14 protein-coding genes are annotated in these 15711 nt (G+C 49.2%); all 14 read left to right on the forward strand.

The window, feature by feature from the left end; genetic code table 11:
• Window positions 1-14 precede the first annotated feature (14 nt).
• Complete coding sequence (gene lon, locus E0496_RS23085; protein ID WP_141504133.1) at window positions 15-2384, forward strand: endopeptidase La; 2370 nt, start codon at window positions 15-17, stop codon at window positions 2382-2384.
• Window positions 2381-2968: a ribosome biogenesis GTP-binding protein YihA/YsxC gene (gene yihA / locus E0496_RS23090; protein WP_141504134.1), complete on the forward strand. Its 588-nt coding sequence runs from the start codon at window positions 2381-2383 to the stop codon at window positions 2966-2968. Before lon ends, yihA begins: the two co-directional genes overlap by 4 nt.
• A 213-nt stretch (window positions 2969-3181) precedes the next feature.
• Window positions 3182-3772 (forward strand): non-ribosomal peptide synthetase module, encoded by a 591-nt coding sequence (locus tag E0496_RS23095; protein WP_141504135.1) that lies wholly within the window; start codon window positions 3182-3184, stop codon window positions 3770-3772.
• 169 nt (window positions 3773-3941) lie between these two features.
• Window positions 3942-4616, forward strand: coding sequence for a DUF4309 domain-containing protein (locus E0496_RS23100; RefSeq protein WP_206669841.1), 675 nt, complete (start codon window positions 3942-3944; stop codon window positions 4614-4616).
• Window positions 4617-4896: 280 nt separating this feature from the next.
• A complete protein-coding gene (speD, locus tag E0496_RS23105; RefSeq protein WP_054027216.1) occupies window positions 4897-5295 on the forward strand; it encodes an adenosylmethionine decarboxylase in 399 nt (132 codons plus the stop codon).
• A gap of 199 nt (window positions 5296-5494) precedes the next feature.
• Window positions 5495-6877, forward strand: a complete 1383-nt coding sequence (gene hemA / locus E0496_RS23110) for a glutamyl-tRNA reductase (RefSeq protein WP_141504137.1) — start codon at window positions 5495-5497, stop codon at window positions 6875-6877.
• A 22-nt stretch (window positions 6878-6899) separates the two neighbouring features.
• Entirely contained in the window at window positions 6900-7712 is an 813-nt protein-coding gene (ccsA, locus tag E0496_RS23115) for a cytochrome c biogenesis protein CcsA (RefSeq protein ID WP_141504138.1), read from the forward strand.
• Window positions 7713-7746: 34 nt separating this feature from the next.
• A complete protein-coding gene (locus tag E0496_RS23120; RefSeq protein WP_141504139.1) occupies window positions 7747-8391 on the forward strand; it encodes a precorrin-2 dehydrogenase/sirohydrochlorin ferrochelatase family protein in 645 nt (214 codons plus the stop codon).
• Window positions 8391-9362, forward strand: coding sequence for a hydroxymethylbilane synthase (hemC, locus tag E0496_RS23125; RefSeq protein ID WP_141504140.1), 972 nt, complete (start codon window positions 8391-8393; stop codon window positions 9360-9362). Before E0496_RS23120 ends, hemC begins: the two co-directional genes overlap by 1 nt.
• A gap of 5 nt (window positions 9363-9367) precedes the next feature.
• On the forward strand, window positions 9368-10921 hold the full coding sequence (gene cobA, locus E0496_RS23130) for a uroporphyrinogen-III C-methyltransferase (protein ID WP_241674941.1): 1554 nt from the start codon (window positions 9368-9370) through the stop codon (window positions 10919-10921).
• Between the two features lie 16 nt (window positions 10922-10937).
• A complete protein-coding gene (gene hemB, locus E0496_RS23135; RefSeq protein WP_141504142.1) occupies window positions 10938-11936 on the forward strand; it encodes a porphobilinogen synthase in 999 nt (332 codons plus the stop codon).
• 4 nt (window positions 11937-11940) lie between these two features.
• On the forward strand, window positions 11941-13239 hold the full coding sequence (gene hemL, locus E0496_RS23140) for a glutamate-1-semialdehyde 2,1-aminomutase (RefSeq protein WP_141504143.1): 1299 nt from the start codon (window positions 11941-11943) through the stop codon (window positions 13237-13239).
• Window positions 13240-13283: 44 nt separating this feature from the next.
• Window positions 13284-14285, forward strand: coding sequence for an RluA family pseudouridine synthase (locus E0496_RS23145; protein WP_141504144.1), 1002 nt, complete (start codon window positions 13284-13286; stop codon window positions 14283-14285).
• Window positions 14286-14374: 89 nt separating this feature from the next.
• A complete protein-coding gene (locus E0496_RS23150; RefSeq protein WP_161601529.1) occupies window positions 14375-15673 on the forward strand; it encodes a LysM peptidoglycan-binding domain-containing protein in 1299 nt (432 codons plus the stop codon).
• The last annotated feature ends 38 nt before the right edge of the window (window positions 15674-15711 follow it).

Raw genomic sequence — 15711 nt, forward strand, 5'->3', positions numbered from 1 at the left:
TTGGAGGTGCTGGTGTGGGACCTAATAAATCGAAAGGTCGTCGGCTGCCCTTGCTTCCGCTAAGAGGGCTACTCGTTTATCCCAGCATGGTGCTCCACCTTGATGTGGGTAGGGACAAATCGGTTCGGGCGCTAGAGCGCTCGATGGTCGAAGATCATATGATATTGCTTTGTTCACAGTCTGAAGTGAACATTGAGGAGCCGACGGAGGAAGATATTTATAAAGTCGGTACAATCGCAAAGGTAAGGCAAATGCTGAAGCTGCCAAACGGCACGATCCGCGTATTGGTGGAAGGCGTAAGCCGCGCGGAAATTTTAGATTATTTGCCGAATGACGAGTTTTACGAAGTATCGGTCAAAGAATTGCCGGAGCAGGAAACCGATGATCCGGAAGTGGATGCGCTGATGCGCTCTGTGCTAAGTCAATTCGAGCATTACATTTCGTTATCGAAGAAGGTCACGCCTGAAACCTATGCGGCAGTATCCGATATCGACGATCCGGGCCGCCTGGCGGATGTGATCACAAGCCATCTCTCGCTTAAAATCAAGGATAAGCAAGATATACTTGAAACGGTGGATGTCGGTGAGCGGCTGGAGAGATTGCTTGATATTCTGAACAACGAGCGTGAAGTGCTTGAGCTTGAACGCAAAATAAACCAGCGCGTCAAGAAGCAAATGGAAAAGACGCAAAAGGAATATTATTTGCGCGAGCAAATGAAAGCGATCCAGAAGGAGCTTGGCGAGAAGGAAGGCCGCGCCGGCGAAGTCGAGGAGCTGCGCTCGCAGTTGGCTGAGGCAGGCGTACCTGATCAGGTGAAGGAAAAGATAGAGAAGGAAATTGACCGTCTCGAGAAGATGCCTTCAACCTCGGCAGAGGGCGGCGTCATCCGCAATTATATCGATTGGCTGCTGTCCTTGCCGTGGAACAAGACGACGGATGACGACTTAACCTTAAGCAAGGCTGAAGCTATTTTAAATGATGATCATTATGGCTTGGAGAAGCCGAAGGAACGGGTGCTCGAATATCTGGCTGTTCAGCAACTTGTCAAGCAATTGAAAGGCCCTATTCTTTGCCTTGTTGGGCCGCCGGGCGTCGGGAAGACATCGCTCGCGCGTTCGATTGCGAAGTCGCTCGGTCGCAAGTTCGTACGCATCTCGCTTGGGGGCGTGCGCGACGAAGCGGAAATTCGAGGCCACCGCCGAACTTATGTAGGCGCTATGCCGGGAAGAATCATTCAAGGCATGAAAACAGCAGGCTCATTAAATCCCGTATTCCTGCTTGATGAAATTGATAAGATGGCTCAGGACTTCCGAGGAGATCCAGCTTCAGCGCTCCTTGAGGTGCTGGACCCGGAACAAAACAATACGTTCAGCGATCACTTTGTTGAAGTTCCGTTCGATTTGTCCAACGTAATGTTCGTAACAACGGCGAATGCGATGCACAATATTCCTCGTCCGCTCCTTGATCGGATGGAAGTGCTGTATATCCCAGGATATACGGAGCTTGAGAAGCTGCAGATCGGCACGCGATACTTATTGCCGAAGCAGAAGAAGGAGCATGGCTTGACAGAGGAGCATCTCACTGTAACAGATGAAGTGCTGCTTCAACTGATCAGAGAGTACACACGGGAGTCCGGCGTTCGGAATTTGGAGCAGCAAATTGCGGCGGTTTGCCGGAAGGCAGCGAAGTATTTTGTCTCCAAAGAAGAAGATGGGGCAGTTGAACCTTTGGATCTCACAAGTGAACTGTTGAAGGAATGGCTGGGGCCTGCAAAGTTCCGTTACGGCCTAGCTGAGAGCGAAAATCAGATCGGCGCTGTGACAGGTCTTGCATGGACAGAAGTAGGTGGCGATACGCTCGTCATCGAAGTTACGATAATGCCGGGTAGCGGAAAGCTCACGTTAACTGGTAAACTAGGAGATGTCATGAAGGAGTCGGCTCAGGCCGCATTCAGCTATACCCGCTCCAAAGCAGTTGAGCTTGGCATAGATCCTGGCTTCCATGAGAAAAATGATATTCATATTCATATTCCCGAAGGTGCCATCCCGAAAGATGGGCCATCAGCTGGTATTACGATTGCAACAGCACTTATTTCAGCTCTCACGAACCGCTACGTAAATAAGGAAGTGGCGATGACGGGCGAAATAACACTCCGAGGACGTGTCCTGCCTATTGGCGGCTTAAAGGAAAAATCGCTAGCCGCGCATCGTGCAGGCATCCGGACGATATTGTTGCCGAAAGAAAATGAACGGGATTTAAGGGATATTCCCGATAGCGTACGACATGATATGCAATTTTTTCCTGTCAGTCATATGGATGAAGTGCTGCAGCATGCGTTGCTTCCGGTTCAAACGGAGGAGAAGGCAGGTACAACGATTTTATGAAAATTACACAAGCAGAATTCATCATCAGCGCAGTAAAACCACATCAATACCCGGAGGACGCCTTGCCAGAGATTGCTCTGGCAGGGCGTTCGAATGTCGGAAAATCTTCATTGATTAACAAATTGATTTTACGCAAAAACTTAGCAAGAACAAGCTCCCAGCCAGGTAAGACGCAGCAGCTAAACTATTACCGTGTCAATGAACTAATTTATTTGGTTGATTTTCCCGGCTATGGCTATGCCAAAGTATCGAAGACGCAGCGGGCGCAATTCGGCGAGATGATCGAGCGGTATATTCGTGATCGAGAGCCTTTAAAACTTCAGCTTCTAGTTATCGACATTCGTCATGAGCCGTCTCAGTTGGACCAGCAAATGTATAAATGGCTGAAGCATTACGAGGTGCCAACCTGCATCGTCGCGACGAAGGCGGACAAAATTCCAAAATCGAAATGGGACAAGCATATCAAAATGATTAAACAAACGCTTGAAACAGATCCAAGCGATTCCGTTGTTTTATTTTCATCGGAATTGGGTATTGGAAGAGAGCAGCTTTGGGAAGTCATTACAGAAGCGATTGCTACATGAGGTAGCAAGTGCAGCAAGTTATTATATAAAGCAGAGGATACAGTGAAAAAGTCGGCATTCCTCGTGAATTCTTCCGTTATTTTGTGGAATATGCGAGAATATCGGGGCTGGACGACAGGAATAAAATGTTGAGATCACGTATAATATACTTAAGCAACAAGACCAGAATGACTAGACCAAAGCGTGTAAGTTCAAAGAATTGAGGAGATTTTTATGGCTAAGCGGCTAGCCACAGAGTATGTAAATGCCAAACTGCAATTGACGAATGAAGAGATGGCTGAGTTTATCCGTTTATTTGAAGAGCAACAAATCCGCTTACAGGTGCTTGTGCTCGACAATGGAAATCAGGAGCTCGTTCTCGAAGATGTGGCAGGGAGGGAAGAAGTCCGACTGACCTTTGAACGTCAACAAAACAATTATGTCTGCGTACTAACTTGCCGTCTTGTGCAACCGAGGCTGACCAATGCCATGCGAAAAGCGATATCTGCTTTCCGCGGCAACGCGATCGTCAACCGAATCTACAGTCATTATACGATGATCTATCATTATAAGAATGGTTCCGTCCACCAAATTGTTGAAAGCTCTAAGACGGGCGACCGTGTCGTGTTCGAATTCAAGGATACGCTTGGTCAATTGGAGCGGGTGTTCCGCAGTCGTCTGATCGAGCGTGAGATCGGCTTACTGGGCAGTGCAGTCAATGAATTGCTGGATCTTCGCAACCAGACCATGGATGCTGAAGAGATTAACAAAATTGACGAGCGTTTGTCGGATTTGACTCGCAAGCTCTTCATACTGGAAGCATAACCAGTATTGGGGAAACGGAAAAAGAGAAGCTGCTTTTGCAGCTTCTCTTTTTTTTGCTAAAATTTATTATGCGCTGCCCTGCAACTTTTTTTGTTTAAACTTAGTTTATAAAAAGGTAATAAAATAGAAAGCAGCACAGATGCGAGACACAAGAAGGAGATTGATCATGATGGGCCAGACTAAACGCTTTAAACAATTTGCTATAGGTATATCGTTTGCGATTGCCTTATCCTTGACCGCATGCAGCAACAATGATGCCAATGCGGATACAACAGCCCCTCCATCCTCAGAGGCGCCTACTACGCAGCCAAGCGCGTCACCGAGTGCAGAGCCGACTAAAGCGCCTGAGACGACGGACAAGCCAAGCAGCGCGCCAGAGAATGCTAACGGAGGCAATGAAGGCAGTGCTGAGGCAGGTCAGTTGATTGGCTCTATTTATAATCTAGCGAAGGAAGGGAAGGTTTCGGGAAGCGAATACCCCGCCCATGACTCCCTATATGATGATATTGAAAAAAGCTGGGGCAAGGCAGATACGAACGAATCTGCAGGTAATGGCATTTATGCTACCTATGATAAAAAAGGAATTACTTTCGGATATAACAAAGGAATGCGTGTTTTTGACGTAAGATCTTATTCCGACAAACTGAATGCAATCACGCTTAAGGATTTGGAGGTTGCTCTTGGATCTGCGGATGAGAAAACCGTCAATGGCACCGATAGTATTTACACTTACAAAGTGAATAAGCAATATGAGCTGAAATTTGTCATTTCGGAGTCAACCCAGAAGGTTGATCATATTTCTGTATACAGCCCGGACGATGCTAAAAATAATATGGCAGGGTAAACAAGTCCACTGTTACGGGATAAGCTTGCACGTCATACATTGAAAACGGGGCTGAGATGGGGCAGCAGATTTATCTTTTTTGAAAAAACTATTGCAATTATCTCGGATAGATGTTATTTTTATTCTCGTTGAAAACATTGTTGATGATAATAATAGGAACCAGGATTCACTCAGGACATAGTTATGTTGCGAGAGATTAATCCCTCGAGAAGTGAATGACGTAGGTCCTAGCGGATGAAATTTTTCAAACATTTTATTCCTAGGAAGGGGGAACCGGAAGATGGAATACTCAACTTTCGGAAGACACGTTGCTGTTGATACTTGGGGTGTAGATTTTGACTTATTGAACAGCGCTGAATTTTTGCAATCACATATGGTAGAGGCTGCTGAAGCATGTGGTGCTACTGTATTGTCCGTTCAAGCGAAACAATTTGATCCTCAAGGCGCAACTGTGCTCGTGCTGCTGTCGGAGAGTCACCTCTCGATTCATACGTATCCTGAGAGAGGCTTTGCCGCGCTGGACTGTTATACCTGCGGTGAAACTGTAGATCCTCAGCTTGCGATTGATTACATGCTTGCTGTACTGAAGCCAAAAGCGACTTATGCGAAGAAGCTTGTACGCGGTATGGGCGAACTGCAAGTGGAAGAGCCGAAAATGAAACAAACTGAGCTCGTCTAAGAGCTTTAAAACTTATCGATCATAGCGAAATAACCATGGATTTCATCCATGGTTATTTCTTTGCATGAAAAGGGAATAATGAGTCTGTACTTTTCAAATATTATTCATAAATGAACATTATCTGAATGTCGAACTATGCTATAATAATCGTTGACATCAATGGCTAATACGCACTAGAGAAGGAGGCAGGTGACCGCGCATGCACATTATCGCAGTAGGACTGAACTACCGAACAGCTCCCGTAGAAGTAAGAGAACAGTTTGCGTTCGCGGAAAGGGATTTGCCGGAGGCATTAACACAGCTCATTCAGACACAAAGCATAATGGAATGTGTCATAGTAGCGACCTGCAATCGTACCGAGCTTTACGCAGTAGTAGACAGGCACCATCTATGCGGGCATTACATTCGGAGCTTTATGGAAAAATGGTTTAAGCTGCCTAGACAGCATTTTACCAACCATTTATATATGTATGAGGACGAGAAAGCGATCGATCATTTGTTCCGCGTCACTAGCGGTCTTGATTCGATGGTTATCGGTGAAACGCAAATTTTGGGACAAGTCAAAAATGCGTTCATGCTTGCACAACAGCAAAAGACCACAGGTACCGTATTCAACATGCTGTTCAAGCAGGCCGTTACAATGGCCAAGCGTGCACACTCGGAGACGACGATTGGTGAATCAGCTGTTTCGGTCAGCTATGCGGCGGTTGAACTTGGCAAACGGATTTTTGGTCAATTCAACAAAAAAACAGTGATGGTCATCGGCGCTGGCGAAACAAGCGAGCTTACGGCCAAGCACTTGTACGCCAATGGCGCTGACCGTGTCGTGGTCGTCAACCGGACCTATGAGCGTGCAGCGAAGCTGGCAGATAAATTCAACGGCCTAGCCTGGTCGATGGAAGAGGCTGCCGAGAAGCTGCATGAAGCGGATATTATTATTAGCTCTACAGGCTCGGACGGCTATGTGCTTACGCGTCAGCAGGTGGCTTCTGCCATGCAGCGACGCAAAGCGAAACCGCTGTTCATGATCGACATTGCTGTTCCGCGCGATCTGGACCCATCTATTGCAGCGGTGGACAATGTGTTCCTGTATGATATCGATGATTTGGAGGGAATTGTGGAGAGCAATCTGGAGCACCGTCGCCAAGAGGCAGCTAAGATCGAAGCGATGATTACCGAAGAGATCGATCTCTTCGAGCAGTGGTACAAGACGCTTGGCGTCGTGCCGTTGATCAGATCTCTACAGACCAAAGCTGCAGGCATCCATGAGGAAACGATGAACAGCCTGACGAATAAGCTGCCTGACCTTGGCGAGCACGAGCTTAAGGTCATTCGCAAGCTTACGAAGAGCATCGTTAACCAAATGATGCAGGACCCAATTTTGCGCATTAAAGAAATGGCGGGAGAGAAACGAGCGGACGAGGCAATGGATTTGTTCGTAAAGCTGTTTGCGCTGGAGGATGAGCTTGCCAAGACGCGTCAAGCCGAGCTTGAAGCGGCAACAGATACTGTCGCTGCAGCCAAAAAGAAAAACGTTCAAACCCATGCAGCCGCGGCGGTATTAGCATCTATTACAAGCTAGAGGGCCGCAATGTGGAGGAACTATGGTGACGCAAAACTTTTTATACGATGCGATACTTTACGTCTACGCCCTGAGCCTACTGTTTTATTTCTCTGACTTCATGAATGCAAGTCAGAGAGCAAAACGGATGGGTACAGGGCTGCTTATTTTTGTTTGGGTACTGCAGACTGGTTATCTGGTTTCCCGGGTCATTTTGCATCTGCAAATGACTACAGTTACCCCCTTTGAATACTGGCTTGGGTTCTCCTGGCTGCTCGTCACCATATCTTTAGTAATCAGTCGATTTATAAAAATTGATTTTATTGTTTTTTTCGTCAATGTGATCGGCTTTGCGGTGTTGGCTTTGAATCTGTACAGCAATCCTGGCAAGGGCGAATCGCTTGAGCTTTGGAAAGCAACAAGAGAGCTATTATACATTCATATTAGTTTAATTTTATGTGCGTATGCGGCACTGACGCTAGGAGCGTTGTTTGCCGGAATGTACTTATTTTTGCATAACCAGCTCAAAAGAAAACGGTGGACAAGCGTTGTGCGCAGATTGCCAAGCCTGGATACGATCGAGCGATATGGAGACCGGGCAGTCATTGTCGGCGTCCCGCTGCTTGCTATGTCTCTGGCGATCGCAGTGACCTCTTTGCTCGTTGAAGGAAGAGCAACTCTACTCTTAGATTGGAAAGTGTTATCTTCCTTTGCTACCTTGGTCATGTACGTGATTTACGTTTATCAGAGAGCGATGCTGAGGCGGCCGGGATTACAGCTGGCCCGACTGTATATTTTTTCATTCGGACTGCTACTTTTGAATTTATTGTCTAATTATTTCTCCTCATTCCATTAAGGAATGCGACGAATAAGCAGGGGGATCTGACAAAATGAATGGATTTTATCCGATCGTCCTGCAGCTAAAAGGAAAAAAATGCGTCGTCTTCGGTGGCGGCGGAATCGCGCAGCGCAAGCTGCTAGGGCTCCTGGAGGCTGGAGCCGATGAGATATGGGTGATTAGTCCGGCCTATACACCGGTTATTGAAAACCTGCTTGCTGAAGGAAAAGTTCGCAGTCGTCGCGGTGAGTATACGATTGATGATCTCCGAAGTGCCTGGCTTGTTTTTGCAGCTACGAACAATAAGCAGGTAAACGAGGAAATAGCGGCGGATGCCCAAAAGCTTGGGCTCTGGGTAAATGTTGCTGACGAGGCCAGCAGCAGCTCTTTCATATCCCCTTCCGTCGTCCGGCGAGGGGATTTGCTGCTTGCCGTTACGGCCTCGGGAGCAAGCCCTGCGTTATCGATGCGAATTAAACAACAGCTTGCCGCGCAATACGGAGCGGAGTATGAAGTGATGCTGACGCGGCTGAGGCGGTTGCGTGAGCTTGTGCGCATCAGCATCACGGATGAGCGGAAAAGAACGACGATTTTAAAGCTTGCGGCTGATGAAGCCGGCCAGCTCGGACATAACGACTTTGACCTTGATGAATGGCTGCAAAGCCTTCTTCATCGAATCGACAGGGGGCATACATAATGGCAGGATCAGATCAAGGAAAACGTGTGATTGTGGTAGGCACAAGGCAAAGCGCGCTTGCGTTGACGCAAAGCGGGCAAGTGATTGACGAGCTTAAGCGAATTAGCGAGAAGCATGGTTTTGATTATACGTTTGAGGTGAAAAAAATTGTAACCAAAGGCGACCGCATTCTCGACGTAACCTTGTCCAAGGTGGGTGGAAAGGGTTTGTTCGTTAAGGAGATCGAGCAAGCGCTTGTAGATGGAGATATCGATTTGGCTATTCACAGCATGAAGGATATGCCCTATGAGCTTCCTGAAGGATTGATCAACGGAGCGATACCGAAGCGCATTGACCCACGGGATTGTTTGATCATGAAGCAGGGCGCGTCACTCGATGATTTGCCGCTTGGGGCTAGGGTTGGGACAAGCAGTTTGCGTCGCTCTAGCCAGTTAAAAAATGCGCGTCCAGACCTGCAGCTGGAATCGATTCGCGGCAATATTGATTCCCGCATACGCAAATTGGAAACGGAAGGCTTTGACGCCATCGTACTGGCGACCGCAGGACTTACCCGCATGGGCTGGCAAGACCGCATCTCCACGAATATTCCGGTCGATATTTGCTTGCCTGCTGTCGGACAAGGCGCGCTTGGCATTGAGTGCAGAGAGAATGATGAGCAAATTCGTGAGCTTCTGAATTTAATTAATCATCATGAAACAGAGTTGACGGTTCGAGCAGAGCGAAGTTTTCTTGGGTCTTTAAATGGCGGCTGCCAGGTTCCGATTGGCGCATACTGCGTCCTTGGGGATGAAATCGAAGACAAGAAGGGGACTAGACAGCTCGTCATGACGGGCATGGTCGGAACACCTGACGGCGTAACTCTTCTGAAAGAAATTAAGCAGGGGACAGACCCCGAGCAGCTTGGACGGGATGTCGCTGCAGCGCTTGTCGCCCGCGGTGCAGATCGGATATTAGCTGAAATTGGGGGATGACAGGTTTGGATAAGGGGAAGGTTTATTTGGTTGGTGCCGGACCGGGAGATCCGAAGCTGATTACTGTACGAGGATTGGAATGTCTGGAAGCTTGTGATGTCGTTGTCTATGACCGTTTAGCCAGTCCAAGGCTGCTGCGCCATGTGAAGCCGGGAACGGAGAGAATTTACGTCGGCAAACTGCCTGACCGTCATACGATGAAGCAGGAGGAGATCAATCAGCTCCTCGTCGATCTGGCGTTGGAAGGAAAGACGGTTACCCGCCTTAAGGGCGGGGATCCAACGATTTTTGGTCGTGTAGGCGAAGAGGCGGAGCTGCTCTATGATCACGGAATTGAGTTCGAGATTGTGCCCGGCATAACCTCAGCGATCGCTGTGCCTGCGTATGCTGGCATTCCGGTAACCCACCGCGATCTAGCCTCCTCATTATCGATTATTACAGGGCACGAGAGTCCGGACAAGCTGGACCGCTCCATTCATTGGGATAAAGTAACAAATGCAACAGGAACACTTATTTTCCTTATGGGTGTTGCCAAAATAGGCTATATTGCCGGTCAGCTTATCAAGCATGGCAAGCCGCCTGAAACGCCGGTTGCCTTAATTCGCTGGGGTACGAGAGTGGAACAGCGGACGGTAGTCGGCACGCTGGAGACGATTGAAGCGATCGTCAGAGAGGCGAACTTCAAGCCTCCGGCCGTTATCGTCGTTGGGGAAGTTGTGCTGCAGCGTGAGAAGCTTCAGTGGTACGAACGCAAGCCATTGTTCGGTTTGCGGGTGCTCGTTACTCGCGCTAGGGCGCAAGCGAGCGAGCTGGCAGATCAAATTGAGCTGCTCGGCGGCGAGCCTTGTGAATTTCCTGTCATCGAAACGATTGAACCATCAGACCCTGCCGTTATCGAGGCCATGAGAGAGCAATTAGAGCAAGCAGAAAAGTATAACTGGCTCATGTTTACCAGCGTAAACGGAGTGGAATATTTTTTTGGTTGGCTTCGCAAATTTCAAATCGATGTTAGGCGTTTTCACGGAGCCCGGCTCGCTGCCGTTGGTCCGAAGACAGCTGCTGCGCTAGCACAGCGAGGCTTAGTGGCCGAAGTGCTGCCGGTGAAGTTCCATGCGGAGGGTTTGCTGGAACAGCTCAGCTCACAGCTGCGTGCGGGTGAGCGCGTTCTGCTGCCTCGCGGTGATCTTGCGCGTGAGGTGCTGCCGCGTGAGCTTAGGGCGCTTGGACTGATTCCAACGGAAATCGATGTTTATGAAACGGTTCTGGCTGATGTTCAGGATGAGCTTGCGCTGGAATGGATTCGCGAGAAAGAGATTCATATGATTACGTTCACGAGCTCATCAACCGTAACGAATTTGCTGGAGCTGTTAAAGCGCAAAGGGATATCGGATCCCGTTGCTATGCTTTCAGATATCCCGATTGCAAGCATCGGGCCGATAACGACGCAAACCGCTGTCGATGCAGGGCTAAAGGTTGAAATTGAACCAGAGGATTCTACGCTAGATGGGTTGCTTCAGGCTATTGTAGAATACCGCCAAAACCATCGGCCACTACAGTAAGGAGGATGAATAAACGATGATTTTTCCAACAGTGAGACATCGCAGATTGCGCAGAACGTCTGCGCTAAGAAGTCTGGTAAGAGAAACGGTGCTTGGCGTAAATGATTTTATTTATCCGATCTTTGTAACGCATGGTCACAATATAAAAGAGGAAATCCCATCCATGCCGGGCGTGTACCACTTGTCGCTTGATCTTCTCGAAGAAGAGATTCGCGAAGTTGTTGCTGCGGGCATTCAATCGGTGCTGCTCTTTGGCCTTCCAGAGCATAAGGATGCGCTTGGCACATCCGCGTATGCTGCAGATGGAATCGTTCAACAATCTATTCGAGCAGTAAAGGAATGGGCACCAGAGCTTGTTGTCATTGCTGATACCTGTTTATGCCAATTCACGGACCATGGCCATTGCGGCATCGTTCATGTCCATGAGGAATCGGGCATTGCCGAAGTAGATAATGACTCGTCGCTTGATCTGCTTGTACAAACCGCTGTATCGCAAGCGGAAGCGGGAGCGGACATTATAGCTCCTTCGAACATGATGGATGGGTTTGTAATGGCGATTCGACAAGGACTGGACGATGCCGGCTTTAGCGATATTGCCATCTTATCGTATTCCGTCAAATTCTCTTCCGCTTATTACGGACCATTCCGTGATGCTGCCCATTCTGCACCACAGTTCGGGGATCGCAAGACTTATCAAATGGACCCCGCTAACGTAAGAGAAGCGCTTCGGGAAGCCGAATCAGATATTGCAGAGGGTGCAGATATGCTGATGGTTAAGCCTGCAATGGCGTACCTCGATATTTTGCGTTTGCTTAAAGATAAGTATAATTTGCCCGTTGCCGCTTATAACGTAAGCGCCGAGTATTCGATGGTGAAAGCCGCTGCAGCGAATGGCTGGATTAATGAGCGTGAAATCGTTCTGGAAACGTTGACGGGAATGAAGCGTGCCGGTGCGGATTTGATCATAACGTACCATGCGAAGGACGCGGCGCGCTGGTTAAAAGGGGAGGAATAAGCAGATGAGTGAATCGAACCTTAGAAATGATGCCCGTTCAGTAGAAGCTTTTGCGAGAGCCAAGAAGGTTATACCCGGTGGAGTGAATAGCCCGGTTAGAGCGTTCAAATCGGTCGGCTTAAACCCTGTATATATGGAACGCGGGGAAGGCAGCCGCATTTATGATATCGATGGTAACAGCTATCTTGACTATGTGGCGTCTTGGGGGCCGCTCATTATGGGACACGCTCATCCCGAGGTCGTCGAGGCGATTAAGCGTACGGCTGAGAAAGGCACCAGCTTTGGCGCCCCTACGGAGCTAGAGACGTTGATGGCTGAGCTTGTATGCGAGCGCGTGCCATCTGTTGACATCGTTCGGATGGTGAATTCCGGCACGGAGGCGACGATGAGCGCCTTGAGACTGGCTCGCGGCTATACGAAGCGCAGTAAAATTTTGAAATTCGAAGGCTCCTATCATGGACACGCTGACAGCTTGTTAATCAAAGCTGGTTCCGGCGTGGCGACGCTTGGCCTGCCTGACAGCCCAGGCGTGCCTGAGCACGTAGCATCGCATACGATAACTGTTCCTTATAATGATATTGAATCGGTTAAGGTTGCATTCGAAAAGTTCGGCGAAGAAATCGCTTGCGTGATCGTTGAGCCGGTAGCCGGCAATATGGGCGTTGTGCCGCCTTTGCCTGGATTTCTGCAAGGCTTACGCGATATTACGACGCAATATGGTACGGTTCTTATATTTGATGAGGTTATGACAGGCTTTAGGGTTGGCTACAGCTGCGCGCAAGGGCTTTATGATATTAAACCTGATTTGACTTGCTTTGGCAAAATCATCGGCGGAGGCTTGCCTGTCGGCGCTTACGGCGGCAAGCGCGAGTTAATGGAAATGATCGCTCCAAGCGGTCCAATCTATCAAGCGGGTACGCTCTCGGGCAATCCGCTTGCTATGGCTGCGGGCTACACCACGCTTAAACTGCTGACGCCTGAAGTGTATGAGCAGCTAGAGCGCCAAGCGGTCAAGCTGCAGCTCGGCTTTGAAGCGAATGCGCTGAAGCATGGCATTCCGAACACGATTAACCGTGTAGGCTCCATGGTATGCCCTTTCTTTACGGATACGTTCGTCATTAACTTCGAAACGGCAAAAACGTCGGATCTGGAACGGTTCAAAGCGTATTTTGCCTCCATGCTCGATTTGGGCGTAAGCATTGCTCCTTCGCAATTTGAAGGCATGTTTGTATCGGCAGCTCATAGCGATGAGGATATTCAAGCGACGATTGAAGCGCATGATATCGCTTTTGGCCGGTTGTAATAGGGATAGGTATTGCAGCGTTTAGAATGGGGGAAGAACATCATATGGACAAGAGGCTAGCACAGAGGAACGGACAGTGGCTGGAGCTGGATTGGCCGGCTCTTGGCACCGCAGCCTCGGAAGCCATTGGTCCCCAATCGGAGAAGGATTCGGCAGAAATGCCCGAGCATGCGCAGCCGCGGGCTGGCAGTCATCCGCACCAAGTGCGGCAGTGGCTGCTGGCCCGTTCCTTGTTTCCGGCCAAGTGGATCAATCGGTTATTTTCAATTGGAGGCATCCGTTGGAATGGTGAGCGGCTGCAATTGTTGGCGTATCCGAGCGTCGACCAGCGAAATGATGCCACGTACCGGCTGGCATTAATTCCGGCGAAAGCAGCAGCGCCTCAGGTGCTGTATGAGGATGATTTTTGTATCGTCTTCGATAAACCAGCAGGTATGGCTGTGCACGGCTCATCACCTTCACAGAGCGGAACCTTGGACGAAGCGGTGGCAAGACATATGCTCGGACAGGGAGACCCGCTGAACGTACGGCATATTCATAGACTTGATGACGACACTTCGGGTCCTGTTTTGTATGCCAAAAATGATCTGGCCCAGTGGAAGCTTGATGAAGCGATGAGAGCGAAAGTGATTGACAGACATTACATTGCAGTTGTTCATGGCAGACCAGCTAGTCCAAGGGGGACGATTTCGGCTTCAATTGGGAAGGATCGTCATCATTCAGCAAGGCGCCGGGTTTCGGAAAACGGTGAGCACGCAGTTAGCCATTATGAGGTTATTGCCGCCAGCCGCCAGTTGTCAATGCTTAGAGTCAAGCTGGAGACTGGACGAACGCATCAAATAAGGGTGCATCTTAGCCATATTGGACATCCGTTAGTTGGTGACAGCCTGTATGGGGGGGACGCCCGGATGCTGGCACATCAAGCGCTGCATGGTGAAAAGCTGCTGTTTCCCCATCCATGGACAATGGAACAGACCGAAGCTTGCTCGCCTTGGCCTGTGTGGCTGGTTCAGCTTTCAGAAAACATGCAATCTCAGTCAAAATGATAGTCATGCTCTAGCCAAACCTACCATATAGATAAGTAGTGAATGTAATGTTAGACCAAGCATTCAGTATGAGAGGGGAGGATTTAGGCGTGTCGGATCAAACGAATGGTTTACGCTTTGACGTGTATGAACGCGTCCATTTGCCTGATGATGTTGCGGCAATTGATGAGCTGGAGGAAATTGAGCTTGTTCCCCGTATCCAGGTCATAGACCAGGGGGACCATGCCGTACTAAGAGGACAGTTGCTGCTCAGCGGAATATACAGGAGTCAGAACGACCCCGAAAATTCACAGACGCTTGAGCACTGGATTCCCGTTGAAATTACGCTGCCGATGAACCGCATTTCACGTCTGGATGATATTTCGATTGACATCGATAATTTTGACGTGGATTTATTGTCTGCCCGCACGTTAAACATCACAGGTGTCCTATCCTTAAGAGGGATTTCCGCACAGCCCGTTCAAGAACCGGAAGAAAGCTGGAGAGAAGAGCCCTTTACCGTCGTGCATCAAAGAGAAACTTATGAGGAGCAGCCTTCAGAGCAGCAGTATGGCCAATACGCCAGCTTTGAACAGCCCTACATACCGGCGGTAAATGATTTTGCTGTACAACAGCATTTTTCTGATGAGCAGCTGTCGGAACTGTCAGATGAAGCGGAAGCTACGGTAACGATATCTGCTGCTGGTTCCGATTCGGGTTGGTCATCCTCTCAGATGTTCTCATCTCCTATTCAGCGAGCCGAGGAAGAGGAGGAAGTAGATCGGCAGCATGAGGAGCGCGAAATTACGTTGGCCTCCCAACAAGTCAGTGATGAGGGCTGGTTAGCCACGTCGTCTGTCATTGCAAATGCTTCTCCGGTTTTTATTGCCGAAGAAGCGGCAATCGAGGATTCCGAGTCGTCTCAGCAATCCATTGAACAAGAACGGACAGAGCCGGATACAAATGATAGTACGTTTACAGCGCCTTTCGAACCGGTGATTGCGCTTAAGCCGGAGCCGGAGCAGCAGGAAATTCGGATAGCGGTTGCTGGCAAGCAGCCTCAAGAGGGCACAGTGGCTCCGCCTGATGTCGGTATCCTTACGCTGCTTCAGACGAGCAGGCGGGAGCAGGCTGCCCGTGAGGCGGCCGAGCAGGTTGTTGCCCAGCAGCGTGCGGATGAGGAAGCGAAGGTGCAAGCATCTGGGGATGAGATTGAATGGAAGAACCTTTTCCTTGGCAAACGCTCTGAGGATGAAGAATTCCGCAAGATTCGGATGTGCATTGTGCAGCGGGACGAGACGCTTGATCTCATCGCCACACGTTACAGTTTGAATCCAAGAGAAATTCTGGTTTATAACCGCTTGGATGATTCCGGCGTATCGGAAGGACAGCTTTTGTACATTCCATAGGCCGATTAAGGATCATAATGCCCTTATTGCTCAAAAAA

It is taken from the genome of Paenibacillus luteus, assembly GCF_006542765.1.
GTDB lineage: Bacteria > Bacillota > Bacilli > Paenibacillales > Paenibacillaceae > Pristimantibacillus > Pristimantibacillus luteus.